The organism is Streptomyces sp. NPDC002054, from assembly GCF_040296685.1.
GTDB lineage: Bacteria > Actinomycetota > Actinomycetes > Streptomycetales > Streptomycetaceae > Streptomyces.
Map to the genome: position 1 here is coordinate 141,166 of NZ_JBEOXT010000019.1, position 26,849 is coordinate 168,014.

Annotated in this window: 16 protein-coding genes and 1 pseudogene; 7 read left to right on the forward strand and 10 right to left on the reverse strand. The window is 67.6% G+C overall.

Features of this window, described 5'->3' with window-relative positions; all coding sequences use genetic code 11:
- Positions 1-94 precede the first annotated feature (94 nt).
- Positions 95-853, reverse strand: coding sequence for a type 1 glutamine amidotransferase (locus tag ABT123_RS20000; protein ID WP_351316119.1), 759 nt, complete (start codon positions 851-853; stop codon positions 95-97).
- A gap of 11 nt (positions 854-864) precedes the next feature.
- The gene (locus ABT123_RS20005) at positions 865-2,151 is read right to left on the reverse strand and encodes a hypothetical protein (RefSeq protein ID WP_351316122.1); all 1,287 of its coding nucleotides are present in this window, start codon (positions 2,149-2,151) and stop codon (positions 865-867) included.
- A gap of 22 nt (positions 2,152-2,173) precedes the next feature.
- Here ABT123_RS20005 and ABT123_RS20010 point away from each other — a divergent pair, with 22 nt between their 5' ends.
- Together ABT123_RS20010 and ABT123_RS20015 are read left to right on the forward strand one after the other, a co-directional pair.
- Entirely contained in the window at positions 2,174-3,583 is a 1,410-nt protein-coding gene (locus tag ABT123_RS20010) for an RHS repeat domain-containing protein (RefSeq protein ID WP_351316125.1), read from the forward strand.
- Between the two features lie 61 nt (positions 3,584-3,644).
- A complete protein-coding gene (locus ABT123_RS20015) occupies positions 3,645-4,154 on the forward strand; it encodes a hypothetical protein (protein WP_351316128.1) in 510 nt (169 codons plus the stop codon).
- 95 nt (positions 4,155-4,249) lie between these two features.
- Here ABT123_RS20015 and ABT123_RS20020 read toward each other — a convergent pair whose 3' ends face one another.
- Positions 4,250-5,311: a site-specific integrase gene (locus ABT123_RS20020; RefSeq protein ID WP_351316131.1), complete on the reverse strand. Its 1,062-nt coding sequence runs from the start codon at positions 5,309-5,311 to the stop codon at positions 4,250-4,252.
- Positions 5,312-5,609: 298 nt separating this feature from the next.
- Here ABT123_RS20020 and ABT123_RS20025 point away from each other — a divergent pair.
- A pseudogene (locus ABT123_RS20025) lies at positions 5,610-6,125 on the forward strand (GNAT family N-acetyltransferase); the annotation flags it as partial.
- Positions 6,126-6,859: 734 nt separating this feature from the next.
- Here ABT123_RS20025 and ABT123_RS20030 read toward each other — a convergent pair.
- Positions 6,860-7,045: a hypothetical protein gene (locus tag ABT123_RS20030; protein ID WP_351316137.1), complete on the reverse strand. Its 186-nt coding sequence runs from the start codon at positions 7,043-7,045 to the stop codon at positions 6,860-6,862.
- Here ABT123_RS20030 and ABT123_RS20035 point away from each other — a divergent pair.
- The 3 genes from ABT123_RS20035 (at position 7,038) to ABT123_RS20045 (ending at position 8,592) form a co-directional block, all read left to right on the forward strand.
- A complete protein-coding gene (locus ABT123_RS20035) occupies positions 7,038-7,343 on the forward strand; it encodes a helix-turn-helix domain-containing protein (RefSeq protein WP_351316140.1) in 306 nt (101 codons plus the stop codon). The two genes, ABT123_RS20030 and ABT123_RS20035, sit on opposite strands and share 8 nt — an antisense overlap.
- A complete protein-coding gene (locus tag ABT123_RS20040) occupies positions 7,316-7,915 on the forward strand; it encodes a transposase (protein ID WP_351316142.1) in 600 nt (199 codons plus the stop codon). The genes ABT123_RS20035 and ABT123_RS20040 overlap by 28 nt, the downstream gene beginning before the upstream one ends.
- Positions 7,916-8,388: 473 nt before the next feature.
- Positions 8,389-8,592 (forward strand): hypothetical protein, encoded by a 204-nt coding sequence (locus ABT123_RS20045; RefSeq protein ID WP_351316145.1) that lies wholly within the window; start codon positions 8,389-8,391, stop codon positions 8,590-8,592.
- A 119-nt stretch (positions 8,593-8,711) separates the two neighbouring features.
- Here the strand turns inward: ABT123_RS20045 and ABT123_RS20050 are convergent, their stop codons facing one another.
- Positions 8,712-15,650, reverse strand: a complete 6,939-nt coding sequence (locus ABT123_RS20050) for a polymorphic toxin-type HINT domain-containing protein (RefSeq protein WP_351316148.1) — start codon at positions 15,648-15,650, stop codon at positions 8,712-8,714.
- A gap of 729 nt (positions 15,651-16,379) precedes the next feature.
- Between ABT123_RS20050 and ABT123_RS20055 the strand changes: the two genes are divergently transcribed.
- Entirely contained in the window at positions 16,380-20,630 is a 4,251-nt protein-coding gene (locus ABT123_RS20055; protein WP_351316151.1) for a ricin-type beta-trefoil lectin domain protein, read from the forward strand.
- A 645-nt stretch (positions 20,631-21,275) separates the two neighbouring features.
- On the opposite strand, the gene ABT123_RS20060 is transcribed toward ABT123_RS20055, so the two are convergent.
- The 5 genes from ABT123_RS20060 to ABT123_RS20080 all read right to left on the reverse strand — a co-directional run bounded on the left by ABT123_RS20060 (position 21,276) and on the right by ABT123_RS20080 (position 26,647).
- A complete protein-coding gene (locus tag ABT123_RS20060; RefSeq protein ID WP_351316154.1) occupies positions 21,276-22,154 on the reverse strand; it encodes an SDR family oxidoreductase in 879 nt (292 codons plus the stop codon).
- A 78-nt stretch (positions 22,155-22,232) separates the two neighbouring features.
- Positions 22,233-22,703 carry a GNAT family N-acetyltransferase gene (locus ABT123_RS20065; protein WP_351316157.1) on the reverse strand — a complete coding sequence of 157 codons (471 nt, stop codon included), beginning with the start codon at positions 22,701-22,703 and terminating at the stop codon, positions 22,233-22,235.
- Between the two features lie 68 nt (positions 22,704-22,771).
- Complete coding sequence (locus tag ABT123_RS20070; RefSeq protein WP_351316160.1) at positions 22,772-24,094, reverse strand: UDP-glucose dehydrogenase family protein; 1,323 nt, start codon at positions 24,092-24,094, stop codon at positions 22,772-22,774.
- Positions 24,095-24,175: 81 nt separating this feature from the next.
- A complete protein-coding gene (locus tag ABT123_RS20075; RefSeq protein WP_351316163.1) occupies positions 24,176-25,420 on the reverse strand; it encodes a hypothetical protein in 1,245 nt (414 codons plus the stop codon).
- 36 nt (positions 25,421-25,456) lie between these two features.
- Positions 25,457-26,647, reverse strand: a complete 1,191-nt coding sequence (locus ABT123_RS20080) for an aminotransferase class III-fold pyridoxal phosphate-dependent enzyme (RefSeq protein WP_351316166.1) — start codon at positions 26,645-26,647, stop codon at positions 25,457-25,459.
- Positions 26,648-26,849 lie beyond the last annotated feature (202 nt).

Genomic DNA, 26,849 nt, shown 5'->3' on the forward strand with positions numbered 1-26,849 from the left:
CCGCGGCTGGCGACGGGGGCATCGGCAGCGAGGTGGCCGTGTGCGACGTCGAGCCTCTTTCCGCCCCGTCGAGCGGCGGCGTACTCCGTCGGCCTCAGCGCGTGATCCGGTCGATCACCAAGCGCTCGAAGAGGTCGTCGTGCAGCTGGTACTGCTCGACCGACCGGTGCGCGGCCGCCGTGTCCCCGTTCCAGTCAGTGATGACGTCCTTGTTGAAGTCGATCAGGCGGTGTACGTCGTCCGGAGTCAACTCGGGATGGAACTGGCATCCGAAGACCCGCTCGCCGAAGCTCAGTGCTTGAACGGAGGTGTGCTCGTTGCGGTACTCGATGCGCACCCCGTCGACCTCCTCGATCTGCGGGCTGATTGCCTGATAGTGGAACGACGGCACGACACCGATGTCGTGGTCGCCGCCCCTGCTGCGGTGGCTGTCGCCGGCTCGGCTTACCGGGGTCAGGCCGACCTCTATGCCCGAGGTGTCGATGATCGAATTCGGACGCAGTGCCTCGGCGATCAACTGCGAGCCAAGGCACACGCCGATCACCGCGGGGCCCGGGCTTGCGGGCTCGGCACCCCCGTCGCGCTTGTCCGTGTCCGCGATGAGCTCCCGCACCAGCGCGATGGTCGCGCGCATCCACGCGGCGTCCGAGTGCACAGAGGTCTGGCCTCCGGTGAACACATACGCCAGGGTCGGTCGGGGCAAGCGCGCGGCCGGATCGGCCGCCTCGGCCGGCAGGTTCAGGCGGCCACAGCTCAGGCCGGCCCGGGTCAGTCGTTGCTCGATCCGGTCGGCGTAGTCGAGACCGTCGTAGATCAGCCCGTCCGCGACACAGATCAGCACATCCACCGGCATGGTCTCCCCCTTTACCCGAAGAACGTCGACCACAGGCTGGCCGCCGCGTCCGCGCACTGGACGAAACTCAGGATAGCCACGATCGTCACGGCCAGGTTGACTCGCTTCACCCGGCGCATCTGCTCGTGCTCCAGCTTTCGTTCCACCGCGTGCCGCGCCATTTCGAGCAGGGTGTCAGTACGCTCGCGCACCTTTTCGGTCTCCCACGCCTTCAGTACGCTGTCACGCAACTTGAGGACGTGGAAGTCGTAGCTGAACGTGGGCCGCACTAACGCCTGGTAGTCGGCACGCAGCCGTCGTTCCAGCCCGATGAGCAATTCGGGGTCTTCGTCCAGGGCCGACTCGCGGATGATCCGTTCCGCGGCGTTGGCGGAGTGTTCCAGCCGGGCGTAGTGCACGTTCAGCTGACCTAGCAGGTGCTCAAGTTGGCCGAGCGTGTCATGAGGGTTTCGGGAGGCCAACAGGAAGAAGGCGTACCCGGGGTAGAAGAACTCTTCCAGCCACGTTGATTCGGAGGGGATCGGCTCGGCGGAGCGGGGGTAGATCAGGTGCCGTAGGGAATTGGAGAGCGCCGCCCGGCCTGGAGCCGGGTGGGTGGTGCTACCCGCGTAGGTGAGGTTGAAATAGGGCAGGACCGTGGGGCACGGCGGCCCCTGTCGGCATCGGTCGGACATCGCGGCAAGGGCTGGCAGCAGCTCGTCCCTGATGCGCGCGGTGACATCGTCGCGGCCCTTCGGCCCGAAGACGTCGATGAGCCGCTCCCGTTGCACCTCGGACCACCCGTCGGCGATGCGCATGTGCACGGCCACCGAGCCGTAGCCGTCCGGGAACAGAATGCCGGTGACGCTCAGTTCCACCGGGAGCAGCGTCGCCTCCTGCACGATCGTCGTCAGCCGCGCGTGGAACGCATCGGAGCCGGCGAGGTGCGTGAGCAGGACGACGGGGGGATTGCCGAAGGTGAGCGAGCCACGCAGGAATTGGTCCAGGGACCGTTGCACCACCGTGAGGCGCCTCTCCGGCTCGAGCGCGCCGTCCGCCGGAACGGCGAAGCTGGGAGGGTCCGCGAGCGACACGGACCCCGGATAGAAGGGCCCGGTCAGCAGCAGCAGGGTGTCGCCGCAGAAGTCGACGTCACCTGACTCCGCAGGCGGCGGCCCGACAGCCGCACGGGCATGCGGCAGCCCCACTCCGTCTGGTGCCCCGCCGTTCTCCTGAACAAGTTCGTACCTGTCCATGCGACCGCCCCCCGGCGATTCAGACATCGCGGCCTTGCAGGCTACTGCCTCTTCGAGATCCATTGCAGGCATCTGATGCGGCGCGTTGCCCCGCCGCCCGCATCCCGCCTCGCCCATCAGGGTCCGTCGATCCCGAAGACCTCGAGCAACAGGCCGCAACACCCTCACCCGGCCCGACGCCGCAGGTAAGACCCAGACGCTGACGTGGACCGCCGAAGGCCGGCTCGCCTCGGCCACCACCCCGGCCGGCACCTCCACGTACCTCTACGACGCGGACGGAAACCGCCTCCTCCGCAAGGACCCGGGCAGGACCACCCTCTACCTCGGCTCGACCGAACTCACCCTGAACACGGCCACCAACACGGTCACCGGAACCCGCTATTACTCCACCCCGGGCGGCACCACCATCGTCCGCACCTCGGACGGCAAGCTCTCCTACGTCGCGGCCGACCACCACAACACCGGCACCACGGCCGTCGACGCGAGCACCCTCCAGGTCCAGCGCTGCGCGACCAAGCCGTTCGGCGAGGACCGCGGGGCCAAGCCGACGGCCTGGCCCGGCGAACGCGGCTTCGTCGGCGGCTCCCAGGACAAGAGCACCGGCCTCACCCACCTCGGCGCCCGCGAATACGACCCCCACACCGGCACCTTCCTGTCCGTGGACCCCGTCCTCATCCCGGACTCGCCCGGTTCCCTCAACGGCTACGGCTACGCCAACAACAGCCCGGTCACCACGTCCGACCCCACGGGGCTGTGCGCCGAACTCGACTGCCCCACGCGCGCCTGCGCCACCTGCCGCAACTCGACTCCGGGCCATGCACCGCGCCCGGGCGACGAGGTCCCCGGAAGCGGTTCCGCCAACCCGAACGCACGCTCGGGCGTCGGCGCCAACCACGGCAGCAGCTACAGCAAGGGCTCCAGTTCTCCCTTGGGAAGGGACTTCAACTGCTCCTTGAACAACTGCGGCCTCACACCCCCGGGACCGCCGGTACCCTTGCCGCCGTCCCGGGCAGCAGCTCCCCCGCCACCGGCGCCGCCGGCTCCGGCTCCCCCGTTGAACTGCAAGCCGGATGACAACCGGGTGGCTTGCATGGCGGACATCAGGATCGACGACATCCTGACCGATCCGTTTCACAAGATGAACGTGCTGAACGGAGCTAACGTGCTCGCTCGTGACTACGCGCGAAAGCTCTCAGACGGTTGCGCGAAGCGGGCGGCCCAGTACGTATGCTTTGGACACTCGCCAGCTGGGGATCAAATGATAACGGTGGGAGACGTTCATTTTTACCCAGGAGACAAGGAGAGTTTCTCGAAGCGATTGAATAGCGAGGCGGGCAAGCGAGCCTACATTGCCAGCCAGGCCGATCCTGCCACCGCCGAAAAATTCGGCCCCGATATCGAACGACATGAAGCTGTCCATTCACGCCAGTGGGCCAAGTACCCGCGTGCAGAACTTTACGCGGCCGATTACGCGATGGAATCCACAAAATCCTGAATGAGGACCGGCAATACGACAAAGAAGAACCGATTCGAGACCCAAGCGAACCTGTGGTGGGGTGGATATGTGGAATGGCAGGAAGCTGGCCTTCCTTCCGGCAGGAGTGGCGCTTCTATTGAGTGGAATGGCGGCATGCTCACCAGTCCCCAAACCTCTGCTCGCTGCGGAAAGGACCGAGACGGGGCAGGTTCGAGTTTTGATCGCGCCCTGCCCTGACTACGATGTTCTCGGGCTTTCCGTCTTCCTGAACGACAACATCGGTGAGCCCGAAATCTGGACGGCGAGAAGCAAGCTGAGATCAGGTTCACCCGGACAGGTGGAACTCTTCACGCCGCCTGAAGGGTGGCTGGTGTCGCAATCTTCATTGGCTGACACGAGTCGTCCTGGAAGATATGTCATCGACGTCGACGGGGCGGTGAACAAGTGGTCCCTGGACGGCGAGGTTGCTTTTACTGCCGAAGAGTTTCAGAGACTCGAAAATGGGAAAGTGATCACCGGAACGCGGGACGGGGAAGTGATGGACCGTACCGAGTTCATGAAGCCGGATTCTGATCGGTGCGAACCATAGAATGGCAGGAACGTCTCAAGTAAAGTGGCGTCCACTCAGAGCCCGATGCCTTGAGTGGCGGCGTCGTCCCAATTCTCGCCCTCGTCGATGTACTCTCAGAAGACGTGCGATTTCGGGGACCAGCCGCCCTGGGTACGGAGCTTCTCCACGCGCTTACCCCGCTTGCGGCCGGTGGTCACCAGCCCCCGACGGCCGGAGTGGCCGGTGCGGCGGCCCTCGAGCCGGGCCTGCTCAGCACTGCGAGTGGTGACCCGGCCGCAGCCGTCTTGGGAAAGCCGGGCGCTACCGACGTTCCCCCACTGGTCTACGGCGAGAAAGGCTGGGCCGCCCGGACCGGCGCCGGCAGCGTGTTTGGCCTTTGGCCAGGCGAGCCAGCAGCGGACCGGACAGGTGTCGGGGTCCGAGCCGTAGGCCACGACGACATCACGGGCCGGTCGGCCCTTCACGCTGGGGACGTGCACCTCCAGGCCCTCGGCGACGAGCCGGATTCCGGGGTCGTCGAAGGCGGATACCTCCTCGTTGCGGCCGGCGATGGCGAACCGAAGGGTGTTGAGTGCCCGGTCACGCAGCCGGGCCAGCTCAGGGACCTCACGGTGCGTGGCCGGCGGGCGCTCGGCTTCGGCGGGACCGTACGGTCGACGGTGTTCATCTGCTTCAACTCGGCCGGGTTCAGCGGTGCGGCCTTGCCACGGCCTCGAGCAGCCCTCACCAGGTCGTTCCGGTACTGCTTGACCAACTGCCGGGCGGCGAGCGTGGCCTCCTTCGGTACGACGGTGCCCAGACCGCGCGCGGTGACGGTGACCCCGGTGATCCTGCGGTCGACGGAGTTGGGCGGCCCGCTTCACCTCGTCCAGCCACACCGCGAAGCTGACCATCGTCCCCTTGGTGACAGCGGTCAGCGGCAGCGACGTCCCGGTGCGCTCAGCGAGCCAGATGTGGAACTCCCTCCACAGCGGCCAGTCGTTGGCGTACGACGCCTTGGTCTTGTGCGGGCGCGATGCGGCGATGTGCTGCTCGGCGCCCTGCTCGAGTGCGGCAAGCAAAGCGGACGCCGCACCGCCCGCCTCCACCAGCCCGGTACAGGCCCCCTGCCCGCGAACCTCGACGAACAGCGCGTCGACGACTTCGGCTCCGGCGTCAGAGCGCGTCGGCTCCACTGTTGTGTTCCCTCCTGCTGTCGCGTCTCATTGAGACTGCTCCGGCGTTAGGCCCCTGACCAGGTCGGAGCAGTTTCGTTGAGACTGGCGGGACCGGGTGTGTGTCATCCGATCTGCTTTATCCTGCAGCTTTACTCGGGGGATCTCACGGAATCTGCTCGATGTGGTGCATCTTCGATGGCGCTCCGCCGCGTGGTGTAGGCCGTGCAGATCTGTGCAGGGGGTTGGCGCTGGCGAGCACGGTAGGGCGCGACATAACCGATCGACACCCTGATCCTGATGACGTTAGCTGGGCAGCATGCCGGAACTGCGTACCGATCGTCTCCTGCTCCGCCGGTGGCGGGAGTCCGACCTCGAACCATGGGCGGCGATGAACGCCGATCCCGAAGTTCGGGAACACCTGGGGGAACTGCTGACGCGGGAGCAAAGCGATGCCACGGTGGCACTCATGCAGGCCGAGTTCGACGAGCGAGGTTTTGGGTGGTGGGCGCTCGAAGCACGGGAGACCGGTGAGTTCATCGGCCGCGCCGGCTTGGACGAGGTGGGCGAGGACATGCCGTTCGCGGGGGTGGACGTCGGGTGGCGGTTGATACGTTCGGCGTGGGGTCACGGTTTCGCCACCGAGGCCGCCCTTGCCTGCCTGGCCTTCGGCTTCGAGGCCCTCGGGCTGCCGGAGGTCGTAGCGTCGACGACCGTCAACAACCTTCGTTCCCAAGCGGTGATGCGGCGGATCGGCATGACCCGGGACCCGGCCGACGACTTCGAGGATCCGAGCGTGCCCGTGGGGCCGCTTCGCCAGTGTGTGCTGTACCGGACTCCCGCAGAGATGCCCACGGGCTATACCGCGCGGCGGGACACGACCGCATCTTCACCGAAGACCTCCGGGGTTGGCCGCCCCTCGGACGGAACCGCGAACTCCACCCCGTAACCGGCTCCCGGCTTGCCCGAACGATCCACCCTCAGCGCTGCTGTGCCCATCGCGCCCTCCCGCCACGTCGCAGACGTACGACGTTAGGCACCACGAAAGCACCAGCAGGACAGGCTCAGTGAGATAGCCACCCGAACGAGGCATCTTCCCTGAGACGCGGAAACGCCCTCAGCTCACGGTAGTCAGTCGCAGAGCGTGTTCAGTGAGACGCAGGCCCGGATCGGATCAGCTTTGGTGAGATTGGAGCGGGTCGCCTGAGACGGGACAACACCTGCGCACCCGGTTCGGGGCGATGGCTCGTCACATCTGATGTATCACCTCGGATATGGCATCTTATCCGAGGCTATCGGTGTCACAGACGGTTGGGCGAGATTCTTTGCCGGATGCAGGTCCTCCCGCGGCCTGAAGCACCACCACGAGCGACAGCAGCGCGAGCGCGGGGCCGCAGGCACCCCGCAACAACACAGCAGGCACGTGTTCACCACTGCGCTCGACGGCGACACCGGGGTGGATCGAGATGACGGCGACGAACCGTCTCCACTCGCCCACCCGTCCGCTGACGTTGCCGCTGAGGCTGAAAGGGTGGAGTGACAGCTCGCGTTGACATTGCTACGTCATCGTCATGAGGTACGCGGATGGCGGCGTCTGACCGCTGCGGGGCGGGCGAAGCGTGAGGCGGTGCGCTTCGAGGCGGCGGAGATGTTCGAACAGGTGGTGCGGCCACCGGAGGTGGCCCGCAGGTTGCGGGCGTCGCGGAAGTCGGCGTAGGCCTGGAGGGACGCCGACCGAGCGGCCTTGGTGTCCAAGGAAGCCGGGAACTCTCCGTGTCAGCTCACCGATGGTCAGGCCGAGCGGCTCCAGTCCGAGCTGGAGGCCGACCCCGCCACGCATGGCTGCGAGGACCAGCGGTGGACCCTGGCACGGGTTGCGGGGCTAATCCACCGTTTGTTCGGCTACCGGTACACCCCGCTCGGGGTGTCGTATCTGCTGCACGGGCTGGTCGCCGCAGGCGCCCGCGCACCGGGCGATGAGCGCGATGACGCGGTTGTGGAGCGGTGGCGGACGGAGCAGTGGTCATGGTTAAGAGGACGGCCCAGCTCCTAGGCGCGTGGATAGTCTTCAAGGACGAGGCCGGGCAGGACCTCCGTCCGGCCAAGGGCCGAACCTGGTCACCGCGCGGGCGGACGCCGGTGATCAAGGTGACCGAAAAGGGCTCGGGCCGGGCCCTGATGGCCAGGATGGTCTTCGTCAGACCGGGCCGCGAGACCCGTCTGATCTACCGGACGCAGACATACTGGGGCCGCACGGGCAAGAAGAAGCGCTTCCGGGCCCGCGAGTTCGCCGAACTGATCACCGCTGCACGCCGCCGGCTGGGCGGCGCCCCACTCATCCTGGTATGTCACAACGCCAGCACCCACCACGCCAAGGCTTTGCGGAAGTTCTGCGACAGCAGCAACGACTGGCTCACCATCGTCAAGCTCCCGCCCTACGCACCCCACCTCAACCCACTCGAAGGCGTCTGGGCCCACCTGAAGAAGTCCCTGGCCAACCTCGCACCCCGCTCAATCGAAGACGTCGCACCCCTCGTGACGAACCGCTTACACAGCCTCCAACGCCGGCCCCAGGTGCTCGACGGCTTCTTCACCGAGACCGCACTGGGGCTGGAGCCCCTATGACCCGTCACCCCACCCTTTCAACCTCAGCGTCACCGTTGCCGTCAAACGACTCGAGGCCCTGCCGATATTCGGCAGGGCCCCGAGATTTCTAGACTGCCCTCAAATGCGTTCCTTACAGCCCGAGAGCCTTCACAGAGAAGACAGGACACCGCGAGCGTTCGAACATATCAACCCATGCCCGCATAGACCATTCTACGACTGGGCCCCTAGATTTCATGCCCACGTCGCTCAAGTCGTTGCAGTGCTACACAGCCCGAACTTCCACGAAATTCATGCAACTCGAATTCTTGGGCCCCAGTCAAACAGACCCAGGCATCCAACCTGCGAGATACGTAGCGCACGACAATCAGATCGCATGATTCACAGGATGCCACTCAAGAATCCTGACGACCCTCAGTAGATTTCACTCCAAAGCAAGCGACGATAGCCGTGAGACCCGGATTCAGAAAGATCTGGAAGTAGTATCCGCCTCGATGTCGATCATCGATGAATCCGATTGCGAGCTCGACACCTTCATAGCTGCAGAGTTCGACGAGTGCTTCATTAAATCCGATCGAAGGTTGGCCGGAGCGCCGCGTGCTGCGCTCCCTCCTCTTGTAGATGGAGAGGAGGCGTTGAGCAGGCACAGCCTCAGGCCAGACCTCGTACCCGGCGCCGGCAGCGAGGGCGGATCGTGAAAGAAGACGCACTGCATCACCCCCCGCCAGGAGTTGTTTGAGGCGACTTCTTTCCACGAAACCCTCCGATGGATCCGCAAACTCATCTCTAGACGGGCTAATCGGCAGCACACCATCCGTTAGCCGCCAGGTCTGAACCATGGGCCGCGATCGATACTTATTTCTGCGCCTTCAACCACCCCGCGCAGTGCGTGTTCCGACTCCTCGTATACCTCGTGCTCGGTTCCATGAATTTGGACGTTTCTTCCGGCTGGCACACTGGCATGTGGGATCCGCATTACGATCCCACCTGGACCGAGCTCCTCGGCTGCATCAAGAGCGACTTCCTCATAGTCGTGAGTCCATGAAGTGTATTCGCTGTTAGTGTTGCCGCCCGCGTGACGTCCCGGGTCAGAGTGCCCGCCAAGCGGGACAGCGCGCCCCTCCATAGCATCGTCATATTTATAATGCCCGTTCGGGACTCCGCGGTAAAGGTATTCACCCTCGATCTCACAGTTGTGAACGAGGACCGGCGTGGCGCCTGCGAGCACATAGTACGTGTGGAAGTCGTTGACGGTGAGGTTGTGCGTGGTGACGGCGTACGGGTAGTTGCGGACGGACTGGACGGTGAAGGTGGTGCCGTTGGGCTGGCGGAGCCTTTCGCCGAGGGTGAGTTCGCCGGCGTCTACCCACTGCTTGCGGGTTTCGCTCCAGTAGGGGTGGTGGTAGGTGGAGGTGATCTGGCTCGGGGGACCTCGGGGGCTGGCGTCGTTGGTCAGGCTGAGGTCAGTGAAATCCTTGTCGTCGGGAGTCGTGATGGTGGTGGTGACGTCCCGCGGGGCGGTCTTACCAGTCTGGGGATCCGTGGCCGCCACGGTGTCGCCATCGCGGACGTCCTGGATCTCCTTGGTCGATCCATCAGCCATCAGCACTCGGACACCGGCAGGGAAGCTGTTGCACTTCGCGGGAGCCTCGGCCCCTTCAGCAGCGCCACCTCGGGAGTCAGCGCTTCCGGCGTCCGCCTCGGCGTCGGCTTCGCTCTTCGCAGCCTTCGCCTCGGTACTGGCGGCATCGCCGGCCGATGAGTCCGCTGCTTTTGCTTCTGCTGCTTTCGCTGCTTGGGCATGGGCGGCGCGGGCTTCGTCACCCGCTTTCTTGGTCCGGGTGAAGGCCTCCATCGCCCGAGCCGCGCGGCGTTCGCCGGCATGGATCGCGTCGTAGGTCTTATTCAGTTGTTTGTAGATCTTGTAGGCCTTGACGCCGATCTTGACGGCCTTCAGCAACTTGCCCCAGGGAACAGCGTTGAGGGCGGTATTGATGCAGGCCATGACGTCGCCCTTGGTGAAGCAGTCACGGGCGTCGTTGTAGCCGATCAGATCCATGACGATGTTGATGACCTCGCGCTTGAGTTCATCCCGTCGCTGCTTGGCACTGTTGAGAGCGGCGTTGGACTCGTTGAGCTCCGCCTGCGCCTTCTTCTCCTCGGCCGACTGTCCTGTCGAGAGGCTGTTCTGCTCCCTGTGGCGCTTGTACACACCCCCGCATCCCGGGCCCAGATCACCGCAGGCCTCTCGGAGGCCGGTCGCGTCCGACTTGTTGATGGGGCCGTTGCTGGAGTACGCGTAGGCGTTCCACTGCTGCGGGTTGCCCGGGTCGATGATGGGGTCGGGGCTGATGAAGCGACCGATGGTGGGGTCGTATTCGCGGGCGCCGAGGAGGGTGAAACCTGTTGATTCCTCCTTGGTGCCGCCGACGAAGCCCTTGTCGCCGGCCCAGGTGCCGGGGGCGGGCTGGGTGCCGCGGGCGTTGCCGAAGGGGTCGGAGTGGCGGCGGGTCTGGGCGAGGTTGGCGGAGTCGAACTGGACGCCGCCGGTGCCGTGGTGGTCCGAGCCCTGATAGCTGAGCTGGCTGGTGCCGCCGGTGGTGGTGCGGGTGATGGACAGGCCGCCGGGGGCCGCGTAGGTGCGGACGTTGGTGACCTTCTTGGTGGCGGTGTCCAGGGTGATCTGGTCGGTGCCGAGGTTGAGGGTGGTCTTGCCGGGGTCGCGGCGGATGAGCTGGTTGCCGCTGGCGTCGTAGAGGTAGCTCGTGCCGGCGCTCTCGCCGGTGCCGGTGATCTTGTCGAGCTTGCCCTGACCGTTCCAGGTCAGGGTCTTGGTGCCCGGGGTGCTGGTGATCGAGGCCGTGTTCCCGGCCGCGTCGTAGGTGTAGGAGGTGACCTTGGTGCCCGACGAGCCGGTTTCCGTGGAGGTCAGCAGGGCGTGGGGTCCGCCGGTGCCACCGCCGGTCTTCGGGTCGGAGGACGGGGTGTTCGGGCCGGTGGCGAAGGTCTGGGTGACCGTGACGTCCTTGGACGCGTTGCCGGTGGTGTCCTTGCGGATCAGCTTGGTGCGGTTGCCGATCTTGTCGTACTCGTACTGCTGCCAGTACGGAGCCGGACCGCCCACGCTCGGCTTGCCGGTGCCGTCCACGGACGGGCCGCCGGCGTTCGTGCAGCCGCCGATACCGCGGACCGAGGGCTGGGGCGACGTGTTGATGGTGCCGGTGTCGGTCCACGACTGGGTCAGGCGACCCAGATAGTCGTGCGTGAAGCACTGCTGATCGGTCTTCGCACCGTCCTCCACCGTGCGGATGGAGGTGAGGGATCCCGCCTTGTTGTAGGTGTAGTCGGTGACGTCCACGCTCGCCGTGGCCGCCGTCTGCTTGTCCAGCGTGGTACGGACCGGCCGCCCCGTGCCCTGGTCGTAGTCGACGGTGGACACGACCTGCTTGCCGGTGTTGCCGACCGTGGTGCGAATGGCCCGGCCGTACGCGTCGTAGCGCAGGTCCACGACGTAGGGCGTCGTGGCAAGGCCGATGCTTCCGACCATCCCGGCAAGGTTGCCAACCGTGTAGTAGGAGAAGGAAAGGGTCTCCGCTCCCAGGCCCGCCTGGTTGATGGCGGGCAGGGCCGTGGACTTCAGCTGGCCATGGGCGTCGTAGGTGCTGGTGGTCTGGTAGGTGCCGGCGAGTTCCTTTTCGACTGCGGGGATGGTGGTCTTGGTGCCGAGCGGGCGGTAGCCGCCGTCATATCCCGTGACCTCGGAGACGTACGCAGCGCCGGTTGCGCCACCGACGTAGCGGGTGGTGGTGGAGGGCTTGCCCAGGACCTTCGTGTCGTACGTAAAGCCAGCCACCTGCTTGGCCGGGTCGACGGCCGCGCCCTCGTACGTCGCGACGGGGCGGCCGAGGAGGTCGGAGACCGTGGTGGCGCTCTTGCCGCGGGCGTCGGTGGCGGTGACCAGGTTCTTGCTGTCGTCGTACGCGGTGGTGGACGTTCCGGAGTCGGGGTCGGTCGACTTGGTCGGACGGCCGAGCAGGTCGTACGTGAACGTCCACTCGTTGCCGGCCGAGTCCTTGCGCCACAGCTCCTTGCCCTGGGCGTTGTAGCCGTAGGTCGTTTCGTCGTAGGCACCGGTGGGCGTGTTGGCCTTGTACTGGCGCAGGGCCACCCTCTGGCCGAGGCCGTCGCTGATGGCGGCGGAGGCGAAGCCGCCGTTCGGCGGGATGCTGCGCACCTCGTCGGCGCCCGGGTACTCGGTCTTCGAACGCCACTGCTCAACACCGTACGACTGGAACACCGACGCGGTGGACCGGCCGAGGCCGTCGAAGACCTGCACCGTCTGCGCGGGGATCTTCGAGTCCGGGTTCACCCCGCCGTTCGGCAAGAACAGCGCGCCGGACGGGGCGCCCTCGTCTACCCAATACGGGGCGCTGGTCTTGACCTGCCAGCCGTGCGAGTCGAACAGGGCGTCGGTGACCATCCGCCCCGAGTCACCGTTGGGCGGCGTGGCCTGGGTCTGGCGGACCCGGCCGAGACCGTCGTAGATGGTGTAGGCGCTGATGTACTTGTTGTCGTTCATGAGCGTCTGGCTCAGAACGGTGGTCGGCGCGTTGACGCCGTTCATCGTGTACGAGAACTTGCGCACCGGCAGGAAGCCGTCGGCCTTCTCCTGGCCTGGCTGCCACACGGCCACGACCCGGCCGAGCGCGTCGTACTCGCGTTCGGCAACGTGGCCGTTCTCGTCGATGGACTTCAGCGGCAGGGCGCGGCCGATGTCCAGGGTGTTGTACGACTTCCAGCCCAGCGGGTTGGTGTGGACGACCTCCGTCGGGAGGGAGCCGGTAGCCGGCTTGTACTCCGTCCTGGTGACCGCACCACCCGGGTTGGCCGCGTCCTTGCGAACGTTGTTGGTGGTGCTGGTGACCCGGCCGTAGGCGTCGTACGTGGAGGTGACGTTGCGGCGGTAGACCGGCTGCCCCGCGCCGTCGTACTTCTCCAGGACCTCGGTGCCCGTCTGGTCGGCGGTCGCCCCAGACTGGCCCAGCGGCAGGCCGTCGAAATACGTGCGCGTGTCGCCAACGGTGTTGGCCGCCGTCGGAGTCTGGCCGCACGTACCCGAGAGGATCAGGGTGCGGGAGACGAGCTGGGTCAGCGCCCCGCCGGGGCCGTCCGCGTACTCGAACTCCGTGCACATCCGCTGTTCGGGGCGGGTGATGTCGGCCTGGTCGTCGACGGACTTCGGGCGGGCGAAGTCGGTGTCGTCGTACGTCGACGTCCGGTAGGAGTTGCGCCAGCCGCTGACGAGCTTGGCGGCGCTCTTGACCTTGGCGGTGTTCAGTGCGCGAGCCGTGATGGCGGGCAGGCCGCCGGACTGGGCGCGTGTCGCGGTGATCTTGCTGAGCCAGGGGCTGGAGACCTCGTCCGCGATGGCGGTTCCGCCGTCCCGGTCGTAGGTCAAGGTCCGCAGCAGGAACCCGGACAGGACGTCTTCGTCGGGCTTCTTGTCCCCGGAGGCGTCGGTGTACTCGACAGATCGCTTGGTGGTGCCGTCGGCGAGGATGTCGCCGTCCATGCCCTGCAGGTAGGTGGATACGGTCTTGGTGCGGGGGGCCTCGGCTGCGGTGCCGTTACCCGTCGTGGTGGTGACGGTTTTGAAGCCCCGGAACTGATCCCAGGTACGGGACTTCGGGTCGGCGAGCTCGGAGTCGTTCCGATGCCAGGCGAGACCGTCGTACTTGTACGTCGTCACCTTGGCGACGGTGGGATCGTTGTCGGCGACCGCATCCTGTTCGGTGACGGACTCGACGATGACCTTGTTGAACCAGTCGTTGACCGGATCGGGCTCGGACTGGCCCGGCAGGTACCACTTGACCGGCATGCAGGCCATGGTGTTGCTGTCTTCGGAGGCCGGCATCCGGTTGGCGGTCCGGGAGCACTCGGCCGCCTTGTAGACGACGTTGATCTTGCCGCCGGTCTCGGTGGTGATGGTCTGGATGCGCGGGCGGTTGTAGCGAGAAGGCGATTCCTCGGTGCCGTCCGGGCGCTTGATGACACCGTCGACGCGGTTGGGGATCTGCAGCGGCTTGAACGTTACCGGGGGCACGGGGAGAGTGGCCTGGCCGTTCTTGCCCAGGCGCTGGATGGAGTCCAGCCAGAGAGAGCGGGACGTGCCGTCGTTGGGGTCCTCGAAGGTGTGCTTGAGGCCGAAGGTGTCGACGCGGCGGTAGGTGGTGCCCTCGAGGACCTCGGTGTCGATCCAGTTCAGCTTCTTCGTGGTGAAGTAGGTGGGCGAGAGGTTCAGGCAGGTGCCGGTGGACTTGCACTCCTGGTCGATGGGAACGTCCGGCCAGTAGGCCGCATTGGCCGTGGTGCGCTGGGTGGCCGGGTCCCTGCAGACGGCGCTGTCGATGGGGGCGCAGCGTTCGCCGGTGCGGAACCACACCTGGGCGGCCGGCTTGGCAGCCCCCTTGGCGGCGATCTGCTCGGGCAGGCGCTGGCCGTAGCCGACCCAGGTCGGGTAGCTGGCGCGCTGGTAGGGGGTGAGGGTGCCGTTGCCGTTGTTCTGGCCGCCGCCGCGGGAGTAGTGGTTGGTCTCCTGCTCGTAGCGGTAGGAGATCAGGTTCTGGTGCGGGTCGACGACGTAGTCGAGGTTCCACTGCCAGCCGAGGTCGTTCCAGGAGCCGGTGGCCGGGGACTGGGCCCCCATGCACTTGTCCTGCCCGCCCGGCCAGTAGACGGGCACCCGGGAGACCGACTTCGCCTCCGGGTCGGTGCCGTCACCGCCGGGGAGGCGGTTGGCACCGAAGTAGTACTGGGTGCCGTCGCTGGTGGTGACCTTCCAGGCCTCGCCCTTCCAGGCGTTGTTGTTGCGGCCGGTCAGGCGTTCGATCCTGCTGCCGTCGTCGCCGCGGAGGCGGTAGACGCAGGAGTTGTCGTCGCGGACGATCTCGCCCGCGTGGCCGGCGAGGTTGAGGGAGAGGACGTCGCCGCCCCAGCACTCGTCACCGGAATCCTTGATCCCGGCGTCCTTGCAGGACTTGTAGGAGCGGGAGATCGAACCCGGGTGCCAGTCCCAGCCGTCACCGATCCAGCTCGCCTGCGCATTCGTGGACGCCGTACGCCCATCCAGCGAGGAGGAATCGTAGGACAGGCCGACACTCGGAGCCGGACCCGCGATGGCCGAGGGCACCTCGACCGTGTAGCCGTAGGTGAAGTTGGCCGCGTTCGATCCCCCCTGCCAGGACATCGATGGCAAGAGCGGGGTCGCCGAGAAGTCACCGGCCGCACCCGACGGTCCGGCCTCGACGGCCAGGACCATGCCTCGGGCCGACGGCGACGGCGCGGCGAGGAGGTCAGCCGGGGACTGCTTGCCGGACATGGGCGTACGAACGAAGGCACCGGGCGTGGCCGGCACGTCGATGTCGGCGACCAGTCGTCCGGTGGCGGCGTCCCGCTTCGCGCGGAGCGGCGTTCTGGTGGTGCAGCCCTCCGCGCCCGGTCTGGTCAGAGCGCAGGCGGGGAGCTGGACGAGCCGGGCGCGGTCGGCCCAGTTCGCCCCGGTCTTCGCAGCCCAAGCCTTGAGGTCGAAGCCGAGCTTGAGCTTGCCGGCCGGGCTCGTGCCGTCGATGTCGGTGAGGGTGATCAGGGCGCCGTTGACACCGGCCGCGCCAGCCTGGCCGGCGTCCTTCACCTCGACCTTAAGCGCACCCTTGTCGCCCGTGGCGGCGGGGGAGGAAGCAGCCGCTGAAGCGTTCACGCCATTCGCTGGCGCGATCCACACAGGAAGAGATCCGGCCTTAAGGGAAGCCTTACCCAGGGCGGACCCGGATGCCTGCGCATCGTCAAGTGCCACGGTTGCGGCGCCAGTTAGATGTGCGGTGTTCGATTCGGGAACCCACTCCCGACCAGCCTGCGCCGACGATGCCGGGCGCTTGGCGTTCGAGCCCTTGACGGGCTTGGCATCCGGCAGCGGGGTCTTGGGAGGCACCCAGACCTTCGGCGGCTTTTCGGCCGCCTCGACCAGGGGAAGACCCAGGCCGGAGAAGAGCACGGCGAAGGCCGCGGTGACCGCGACACGCGACCGCCCGCGTTTCGAGCGCACGAAGAAGCCACTCCGACGAGACAAAAGGATCCCCCCACAGGAGAACAAGGCATGGGAAAGGCCGGGCAGACGCAGGCCCGGATCGAACGCACCTTACGAAGCGGATGTTCGATAAGTACAGCGAAACATTAAAAGATCCTTTAGTGATCAACATCACGCGCTAGGCACTCCGGACCGATCGGTCGAGAAGAGACATTTCCATCTGACGGGTCGTTGACTGCCTTGCATAAGTGAAGGATTCTGCGCCTGACTTCTGCCCGTTTCCTGCTCACAGCGAGGACTGCCACCGTGAGGCCGTCACTTCTTCCTTCGTGGATATCCAGACCGGGGGCTTCCCGCCGACGCCGGGCCTCCAGTGCAGCCCTGGGCCCGGCCGCCGGTGCCGTGGCACTGGCCCTCGGCCTCGGCCTGGTCTCGGCGCCGCCGGCGCTGGCCGAAGAGGACCGCGGTCACGGTCCTGCCGACACCAACTGGCCCGCCATTCCGCCCAACCCTTCCCCCAGCGCGGAGGAGAAGGCTCTTCTCGCCGCTCAGGAACAGGCCAGGAGCACCGGAAAGCCGGTGCTCGTAGGCCACCTGACCACGGAAAGCTCGCAGACGTTCGCCAATCCCGGCGGCTCCTTCACCACCGACTCGACAGCGACCGTTCAGCGCGTGAAGAGCGCTGACGGAGGCTGGAAGGAGGTGGACGCAACCCTGCACACCAACACAGACGGCATGCTCGCCCCGGCCGTTGTGCCCTCACAGCTCACCCTGTCCGGCGGCGGGACCGGCCCCATGGCCACCATGACCACTGCCGACGGCAAGAAGCTGGCTGTCACCGCGCCCTTCACGCTGCCGCGGCCCGTGCTGGAGGACAACAGTGCGCTGTACAAGTCGGTCCTGCCGGATGTGGACCTGCGGCTGACGGCGAACACGCTCGGCGGCTGGCGCCAGGTCCTCATCGTCCACACGCCCGAGGCCGCAGCCAACCCCACGGTGAAGAAGCTGCGCCTGGCTGTGGAGGCCGACGGCCTGAACGTAAAGGCCGACGCTGCCGGCAACATCAGCGTGACCGACACCGACGGCGGTATCCGCTTTTCCAGCCCCAGCTCCCTCATGTGGGACTCAGGGACGCCCTCAGCAGACGGGGGTGACACCGGAGGCGGCATGCGCACCATGCTGTCGGCTCCAGCCACAGCGGCAGAAGACGAACCGGTCCCCTCCAGCCCCGACGGCCCGGGCGAAGGCGCGACCGTGGCACCCATCGCCGTCACCGCGAACAACAACGCGATCGACCTCGTACCCGACCCGGCCCTGCTGAGCCAGGGCACCGGCCCCTGGTTCATCGACCCGGGCTTCAACCCGAGCGCCAGCAACACCCGCCAGGCTTATTCACAGGCGCAGGAGGCGTACCCGGACACCAACGGGTTCAACGGAACCGAGTACGGCCAGGACAAGCCGGCCACCGGTTTCTGCGGGTACAACATCGGCGATCCGCCCTGCCAGAAGGAAGGCCGCACCCGTGCCTACTTCAAGATCGGTATCAACTCGGCGATCCACACCAAGACGAACTACGACGTCAGCGTCATAAACGCCCGCTTCTACACCACGATCATCTCGTCCTCCAGCCCCTCCACCAGCACCCCCCTGGGTCTGTACGCCACTCCGGTGATCAGCAACCCGACCAGCTGGCAGGACCAGCCGTGTGGGACTGGATCCCGCATGGGCGGCTGTACCAAGCTCGGCGCCAGCGTCCCTGTCTCGGGCACCGGACAGATCTCCTTCGACGTCACCAACACCATGCGCGCCGCATCCCAGGGCGGCTGGACCTACCAGACCTTCGGCCTCGCACCGGACGACGAGTACAACAAGTACTACCGTCAGCGGTTCGCCAACGACCCGCACATCACCGTCGAGTACGACGTCAAGCCCACCATCTGGTGGCCGCGCACCCGCCCGACCCCCGGCTTCGCCTCCAACGGCACCTTCAACGACTGCAAGACCCCCGGCACCGCCAACCCCTGGGACAACCCGGGCTGGGTCGGCGCGAACAACAACATCACCCTCACCGCAAGCACCTGGTCCCCCGTCGGCCGGCAGCTGAACACCACCTTCCAGCTCTGGGACGACGACAACAACGGCCACACCACCTACCCCACCACCGGCTGGATCAGTGATGGCGAAGGAACCGTCGACGTCGGACCGCTCACCGACGGACACCAGTACGGGTGGACCGCCCGCACCACCGACTCCACCCTCACCAGCACCGACACCGACTGGTGCTTCTTCCGCATCGACCGCACCCCGCCCACCGCGGACGTAACCTCCACCGACTTCCCCGAGTCCGGCACCATCGGCGCCCGGCCCAAGTACGCCGGCCAGGAGGGCACCTTCACCCTGACCGGCAGCGACCCCGCCCCGGCGGGCGGCGGCCGTAGTTCCGGTCTTGCCTGCGCCCGCTGGACCACCGACCCGGTCAAGGCCGCAGCCACCAACTGGAACTGCACCGACGCGTCCGCCGAATCCGGCATCGTCGTCCTCACCGGCGGCAAGGCAACTGTCAAGATCACGCCGCCGCGCTGGGGCACCAACTTCGTCTACCTGCAGACCCAGGACAACGCGGGCAACATGTCCCAGCCCGCCGTCTACAGCTACTACGCCCCGTCCAACCTCAACGGCGCAGCGCCGGTCTTCGGCGACATCACCGGTGACAGCAAGCCCGACATCGTCCTGCCCGACGGTTCCGGCACGCTACGGACCATCGAGGGCCGGACGGGGGACCGCGATCCGTCCACAGCCCTTGCCTCCAAGATCAGCGCAGCCCCCACGGGCAACAGCTGGAGCAACGTCCGGATCGCACACCGCGGCAACCTCGCGTACAAGAACGTCGATGATCTCTTCGCGCATGACCCGAGCAGCCCTGAGAACCTCTACCTCTACAGCAATGCCAACATCGACGGCGTTTTCAACCTCCGCGACCGCATGACGGTCACCAAGCCGGCCAACTGCGTGAACACCAGCTTCGCGGCCATCAACTGCTCCGCCTACTACGGCATCGACTGGCGCAACGTCACGCAGATCGCGGCATTCGGAGCGCCGTCGGGCGATGCGCCGGTCAACGGTGCCCTGCCGAAGTCGTCCCTGCTCTTCGTCGAGAACGGCAGGCTCTGGCTGAGTAGCGCCGCGCCCACGGACATCAACCAGCTCGAGAACCGGGCTATCCAGCTCTCGGCCAACGATGACCGCTGGAAGGACTACACGCTGATCGCGCCCGGCCGGGCGAAGGGAACCAACTTCCCGACCCTCTGGGCCCGCTCCAAGAGTGGCAGCATCCATTCATTCGCCATCACCGGAACCCCCGAAGCCCCCGTTCTGACCGGTTTCACGGACCCGACCAAGGGGGCCATTCCCGGCATCGACCTCGACCCCGCCGCCTACCCCCGCGTCGGATCCGACGGCGACATCACCGGCGACGGCATCCCCGACCTCTGGGCCGTAGACACCCAGCAACAGCTCGTCGCGTTCCGGGGCACCGGAACCGCACCCAACGGAACCACCGTCCTGCACCCCACCGTCACCGGCTTCGACCCGGCTCCGGTCTCCCTCGGCAACCTGAACAAGCCGGCCGGCCAGTGGAAGCTGACCACCGACGACACGAGCGTCGACCCGACCCCCGAGGTCACCTGGCCCACCGCCACCATTGGCGGCACCAGCACCCCCTACGCCGCCTTCAGCGGCCCCAGCTCCCGCGCAACCCTGGCCGGCCCGACCGTCGACACCCGCAAGAGCTTCACCGTCAGCGTCTGGACCAAGAGCTCCGGCTCCAGCGGCGTCGTGGTATCGCAGGACGGCAACCGGTCCAGCACCTTCACGCTCTATCCGGACGGCGGTGCCAAGGTATGGCGGTTCGCTCTCTCCAAGGGTGACGCCGACGGCTGGAACTACGACTGGACCGGCTTCTCCAACGACGCCGCCCGTGTCATCCCCAACGCCTGGACCCGGCTGACCGCCGTCTACGACGCGCCCACCAGCCAGATGCGCCTCTACGTCAATGGCACGCTCGCCTCCACCGGCTACCACAAGGCCACCGACAGCCCCGCCCCGACGGGCGTCCTCGCCCTCGGCCGCTACAAGAGGGACGGCGCGATCGACACCGCCGGCGGCTACACCGGCGGCATCGGCAACCTCGCCCACTACTCCTACGCAGCCTCCCCCAGCGCCCCCGGCGCCACCGGACCCATCACCCTCGCCTCGACCGCCACCAACTGCGTCGACAACGACAACGGGCGCGCAACGGACGGCAACGCCATCCAGCTGTGGACCTGCACCGGAGCACCCAACAACCAGCAGTTCCAGATCCACCACGACGGCACCATCCGTATCCAGGGCAAGTGCCTCAACGCCGAGAACGCGGGCACCGCCAACGGCACCCTCATCCAGCTCTGGACCTGCAACGGAACCCCCGCACAACGATTTGTGCCCCGCGCCGACGGCAGCGTCCACAACCCCGCCTCGATCCGCTGCCTCGACCTGCCCCAGGGCAACAAGGCCAACGGCACCCGCCTCCAGCTCTGGGACTGCAACACCACCGAGGCCCAGCGCTGGACCATCCCCACGCTGAACACCGCCGTCCTCCCCATCCCCACCTACTAACCCTCGACAACACCAAAGCCACGCCCCGTGCCCCGTCTCCATCAGCCTGGAGACGGGGCACACTCACGTCACGGCGGTCGGGCGTGCCTGTGAAGCACGGGGTGCTGTCTGCGCCAGAGTGGGCGGATGCGCCGTCGGACCATCCCTCTGCTGCTTGCTGCCCTGCTGACGACGTCCGGGTGCGTCTCGGTCATCCCGGCCGACGACAAGCCGCCCGCAGTGCCCTCCTCCGCACCGCTCGGCCGCTCGACGCCCTCCGTCGCCGCCTTGCCGTTGACCACGCTGCCGGCGGACCCGTCCCCGGCACCGGCCGCCGCTGTGCCCGCCGAAGACCAGCCGGCCGCGCGCCCGCAGAAGCGGCACACGGCGCCGAAGGCAGAAGGACGGGAAGCCGGCGGGGTGCAGGTGAAGAGAAAGCGGTGGGCGCCACCGAAGACCACACGGCCGGGCTCTGCAACCTCCGCGCCGAAGGCGAAGCAGAGGACCCGCAGGGCCCCCATCGCCCACCCGCCGGCTGCCCCGCGTCCGCGGCCCACGACACGTGTCCCGGGGACGGGCCGGGTGGAGATGGCCGATCTGTGCCGGGCCTCGCAGGGGGTGACGAATCCGGCGATCACGCAGCTGTGCCGCAGCACATATCGCTGATCATTCGCCGGTGAGAAGCGCGGGGGCTACGAGGGCAGCTCGTCCTGCTTCCGCGGGGAGGTGAAGGGCGAACTGCCTCACGCCGCGCAGGGTGGTGCGCAGGACGCGCTGGGTTGCGCGGCTGTCGAGCCGTACATCCAGGGCACCGAGATGTGTGCTGTTGGCTCGCAACGCGGTGGGCAGCCGGGATGCGTCGAGTCCGTCGCGCTTGGCGATGAGGATGCCGAGCTCGTGGCGGCTGACGGCGTCGGGCCCTGCGATGTGGTGGACACCGGCTGCTTCGCACATCGCGAGCTCCAGGAGGGCGGCGGCCAGGTCGGCGACGTGGACGGGGCAGCGGATGTCGTCGGTGAACAGAGCGCCGTCGCGGGTGCCGGCGGCGAGGTCGTGGACGAGCTTCTCGTGTGCGGAGCGTCCGTAGCCGATGATCAGCGACGTACGAGCGACAGCGGCCTGCGGGTGCACGGCGAGGATGCCGGTCTCCGCCGCCGCCTTGGCCGCTCCGTACGGGGTGACGGGGTCGGGGAGGCAGGACTCGTCGTAGTGGATTCGGGCGCCGGAGAAGACGGCGTCGCTGGAGACATGGACCATACGGCTCCCCTGCTTGGCAGCGGCCATGGCGAGCCGGATGGGGCCCTCCGCCGTCACCGGCCAGTCGGCCCCTCCGCTTGATGCGTTGAGGATGACGTTCGGGCGCACCTCGGTCATCACCGCGTCCAGGCTTCGGGCGTCTCGCAGGTCAAGGGGGTACCACGCGGTGTGAGCGGTGTCGCCGGGCTTGGTCGCGTACGTCGCGGCTGTGGTGTGCCCGGCGGCTTTCGCCTGCCGGATGAGCTCGGCTCCCAGGAAGCCGCTGCCGCCGATGATCAGAGTGGTCATGCGCGGCACGGTAGTGCGGAGGGGTGGGCACTGGCGGAAGTTCAGGACGACCGCCGGCGCCTGGGACATGGGCCTTCCCTACGCTGGGCGCGGCCTGGGCTGCCAGGAGTAGAGAACGTCCGGCTCGCGCTCGTCGTTGCGTCGGCCGTCGGTCCGTTCGACCGCGGTGAAGCCGTGCCGTTCATAGAACCGGTGTGCCGAGGTGTTGACCTGGAACGTCCACAGCGTCAGCCCGTCCGGCTGCTGCCGCTTGGCCAGGGCAATGAACCGGTCGCCGAGTCCCCGACCGCGCCAGGACGGGTCCAGGTAGAGCTGCTTGAGTTCCCCGCCCTTGAGCACCATCACGCCGACCACGGTGTCCTCCGTGACCGCCACCCAGGTCTCGTACTGGGGCACGAGCACCCGTGAGAACCAGTCCCGGATCTCGTCGCTGGTGTGGGCGCAGCGTACAGAGGGGAGTGCGGCGGCGAAGGAGCGCAGCCAGACGTCGGCTGCGGCGAGCGCGTCGGCGTCGCCGGCACGGCGGAGAAGAACGTCACCGTGGTCCACAGCGTGAGGCCTCCTGTCTTCCAGGGGTAGATGGCGTCTCCGGCTGCCCCCGCTCCAGGGCACCCGGTCTATTTGCCGGGTCGTCCGAGTTGGTGGACTGTCCAGCCTGCTGTGCGCCAGGGGGCGGGGTCGAGGGTGGTGCGGCAGTCGACAAGCTGGGGGTGGGCGGGGCGGTCCACGAGGGATTGGGGGTTGGCCTGCCGGTATTCGGGCCATTCGGTGGCCAGGACGACGAGGTCGGCGCCGTTGAGGGAGGTGGGCAGGTCGTCGGTGTAGTCGAGCTCGGGGTTGCGGATCACTGCTGTGGCCACCGCCTGGGGGTCGTGGACGGTGACGGTGGCGCCGGCCTGCTGGAGGGCGTGGGCGAGGGCGAGGGCCGGGGATTCGCGGACGTCGTTGGTGCCAGGCTTGAACGCCGCTCCCCACACCGTGACCCGCGCGCCCTTGAGGGGCCGCTCACCCAGTGCGCGGGTGATGAGATCCATGGCTACGTCGGTGCGGGTCTCGTTGATCTTCTCGGCGGCATACAGGAGGTCGGCGGCCCGGGTGGCGCCGAGTTGGCGGGCAGAGGCGGTGAAGGCGCGGACGTCCTTGGGGAGGCAGCCGCCGCCGTAGCCGATGCCGGGCCGCATGCCGCCGCTGCCGATGCGGGGGTCGATGCCGAGGATCTCAACGATCTGGGAGACGTCGCCTCCGGCGGCTTCACACATGTCGGCGACGGCGTTGATGTAGGAGATCTTCAGGCCGAGGAAGGAGTTGGCAGCGCCCTTGGCGAGTTCCGCGGTCTGGAAGTCGGTGACGAAGATCGGGACACCGGCGTCCAGGATGGGGGCGTAGACGGCGCGGATGGCCTTCTCGGCTTCGGCGGTGGTCAGGCCGGCGATGATGCGGTCCGGACGCAGGGTGTCCTCGACCGCGTGTCCTTCGCGCAGGAACTCCGGGTTCCATACGACGTCCACGGCGGTTCCGGCGGGGGCCAGGCGCTGGGCGAGGGCGGTGACCTGGCTGGTGGTGCCGACGGTGACCGTGCTCTTGCCGACGATCGTGCAGGGGTGGTCAAGGTGGGGGGCGAGCTGGCGGATCGCTCCGAAGACCTGGCCGGTGTCGTAGGAGCGGCCGTCGGCGTCGATGGGGGTGCCGACGCCGATGAAGTGGAGCTCGGCGAAGGCGGCGGCTTCGCGGATGTCGGTGGTGAAGCGCAGGCGTCCGCCGGCGGTGTGGGCGGCGAGCAGTTCGGGCAGGCCGGTCTCGTAGATGGGGCATTCGCCGGCGTTGAGCCGGTCGACCTTGGCATGGTCGGTGTCGACGCCGATGACCTCGTGGCCGAGCTCGGCCATCGCGGCGGCGTGCGGGATGCCCAGGTGGCCGCAGCCGATTACTGAAACGCGCATTCCTGACTCTCTCCTTGGGAGCGTCGGCCCGGGGGCCGGGGAACTGGCGCAGAGGCTACTGCTGTTCCCCGGCCCTGGAATTCAGGCGCCGGTCGGACCGGTCCCGAGCAGCTGTTGCAGCTCGCCGATCGCGTCGGCGGCCGTCTTGCGGACGACGATGTCGCCGGTCTGTGGTCCCTCCAGCGGGTAGGTGAACCAGGAGCCGTCCGGGCGCGGGAACCCTTCGGGGTCGACGTTGAAGACCTTCAGGCCGCGCTCGCGGGCCCGCTTGGCGACGTGCCGGCGGTCGGCGTGCAGCCCGATGACGACCAGGGCCTTGGCGTCGGGGTGGAAGGTGACCGGCGGGATCCGCTGGTCGTAGCGGCGCATGAACTCCTCGTCGAACCCGGCGCGGGCGCCGAGCGCGTCGAAGTTGTTCGTGATGAACGGCCCGACCATGTGCCCGGCCGTCTGGAGCCGCTTGAGCGCGTGCAGGGCCGGGGTGACCTCGGCGTTGAAGCACGCCCGGTACATGTCCGACAGCTCGTGCACCTTGTCCTCGGTGTCGAGGAACATCTCCGCGAGCAACGGGTCACGGCCCGGGGCGAGGACAAAGGTGAAGCCCTTGCGCAGCTGCTCGTCCTCGATCTCGTTGACGTGGTAGATCTCGTGGAGGCGGTGCAGCGGCGGAATCCCCGCCTCGTAGGAGACGCCGCAACCCACCTCGACCTGGAACGGCAGGAAGTCCTTCAGCTGCTCCAGGGTGTCGGCGTACGTCGGCTCCCCCGGGGTGTCCTTGACGCGGACGCCGTGGGTCAGCACCTCCCACGGCCGCCGGCGCACCGCCCTGGGCGGGAAGGTGTTGACGGAGGTGAACGTGGTGTCGATCACCTCGTAGTCGGCCGGAAGCTTCCGGCCCGCCCTCAGGTCCTCTGGGTGCTCCTCGACCCGGAGCATGTGGACGCGCAGGTCGCCCAGCTCGAACCGGCCCGGCCCCACCTCCTTCCAGCCGCCCTCGGCCAGCATGGCGTGGTTCTGCTCCCACGCCTCGTTGATCTCGCCGCTGGGCGCGGCCACCGAGTGGTACAGGTACATCTCCTGCATGGCCAGCGCCGGCGCCGCTGTGGTCTCCACCAGACCGAACCTGTGCCAGTAGTGGACGATCCGGCGGCGGGCGTCACCCTCCCCGGCCCAGCCGGAGTGCTCGGCGGTCTCCGGCTGCTGGGTGCGCCGCCAGATGCCCTCCTCCTCATAGCGGGGCCGGTCCGCGTTCACCCCGTAGAAGTCGTGCCACTTGCGCAGCTGGGTCTCGTCGAGCTGGTCGATGACCGTGACGGGAAACTTCATGCTGTTGTCCTCTGATGTGATGGGTTCCGTCCCAGGTCAGGGAGCGGTGGTGGATGCGGCAGCCGGGTGCGGCCAGCTGAGGGCGGTCACCGCGTCGCGCAGCGCCGCGATGACGAAGGTGATGTCGTCGTCGGTCGAGGTCAGTGGGGGCGCGACGACCAGGCCCTCGCTCTGCGGTCGGCCGGCGCCGGTGAACGGGTAGAAGAGCGCCCCGTGGCGCTCGGCCTGCTCCATCAGCGGCCACAGCAGGCCTGGGGTGACTTCCACCCCGTAGAGGTAACCCAGCCCGCGCACCGCCTTGACCGGCCCCAGGTCGGGCAGCTCCCGCAGGGCCGCGCCCAGGCGCTCCCCTCGGGCCGCGAACGCCTCGACGTCCAGGGACTCCAGCTCGTCCAGGACACCGAGGCAGGCCGCCGCCTGGAGGGGATTGGCGGCCATGGTGCCCATCGCCGGGAGAGGGTCCGCGTCCTTGTGGCGGAGCAGGGGGGCGAGTTCGGGGGACACCAGCACCGCAGCCACGCTGGTGTAGCCGGCGCCCAGCCCCTTGGACAGGATCACCAGGTCCGGCTCGGCGCCCGCCCAGTGGTGGCTGGCCAGGGGCGTCCCTGTCCGCCACAGGCCGGTGAGCACCTCGTCGTGGATGACCAGGACATCCCGATCCCGGCAGATCTCCGACACCCTCTTGAGGTATCCGGGCGGCGGAACGTACGCCCCGCCCGTCGTCCCGTTCACGGGCTCGATCAGCACCGCGGCCACGTTCTCCGCGCCCCGGCCGTCGATGGCCTTGGCCACCTCCTCCGCGCAGGAGGCGTCGCAGGCGCCACCGTCGTGGTCGTGCGTCGGCGCGTACGGGGCGGGGAATGCGGGGCCGAGACCGAGCCCATCCGCCTCGCGAGGCCGACGCGCGTGGTTGCCGGCCAGCGCGAGCGTGAGCGCGCTGTTGCCGTGGTAGCTCAGGTTGGACGTCAGGATGTCGCCGCGGCGCTTGCCATCGCGGACCCGGGTGATGTTCCGGGCCAGGCCGACGGCGACCTCGACTCCGAGAGTCCCGCAGGTGACCAGCGCGACGGAGTCCCGGGGCCGTCCCACGGCACGGCACAGACGGTCGGTCAGCTCCAGCTGGACGCGGGGCCGTACGACGGCCGCGCCGCCAAAGGAGAAGCGGGCGGACTGCGCCTTGATGCGGGTGCGGACCTTGGCGCTGCCTCGACTACGCAGCCTGAACACCCGGCGGGCCCTGGTCGACCAGGTCGCCGCCGCCCACGTCGTGGGGGCGTCGCTCGTACAGCGCGCCCCACAGGATGTCCTAGCTCTCGTGGCTTTGTTCAGAACCGTGTTGCCTCAGCCCTCCGGCAATTACCGCCGGGGTAATCGCACCGCTCAGGGGCCCTCAGCTACGTTCGCGGTCATCACTCACTCCCGGAACCAA

Excerpts from the sequence above, each read along its gene's own strand:
- ABT123_RS20000 (WP_351316119.1), bottom strand. The coding sequence starts at position 853 with ATGCCGGTGGATGTGCTGATCTGTGTCGCGGACGGGCTGATCTACGAC.
- ABT123_RS20005 (WP_351316122.1), bottom strand. The coding sequence starts at position 2,151 with ATGGATCTCGAAGAGGCAGTAGCCTGCAAGGCCGCGATGTCTGAATCG.
- ABT123_RS20040 (WP_351316142.1), top strand. The coding sequence starts at position 7,316 with ATGGTTAAGAGGACGGCCCAGCTCCTAGGCGCGTGGATAGTCTTCAAG.
- ABT123_RS20045 (WP_351316145.1), top strand. The coding sequence starts at position 8,389 with ATGTCGATCATCGATGAATCCGATTGCGAGCTCGACACCTTCATAGCT.
- ABT123_RS20060 (WP_351316154.1), bottom strand. The coding sequence starts at position 22,154 with ATGACCACTCTGATCATCGGCGGCAGCGGCTTCCTGGGAGCCGAGCTC.
- ABT123_RS20070 (WP_351316160.1), bottom strand. The coding sequence starts at position 24,094 with ATGCGCGTTTCAGTAATCGGCTGCGGCCACCTGGGCATCCCGCACGCC.
- ABT123_RS20075 (WP_351316163.1), bottom strand. The coding sequence starts at position 25,420 with ATGAAGTTTCCCGTCACGGTCATCGACCAGCTCGACGAGACCCAGCTG.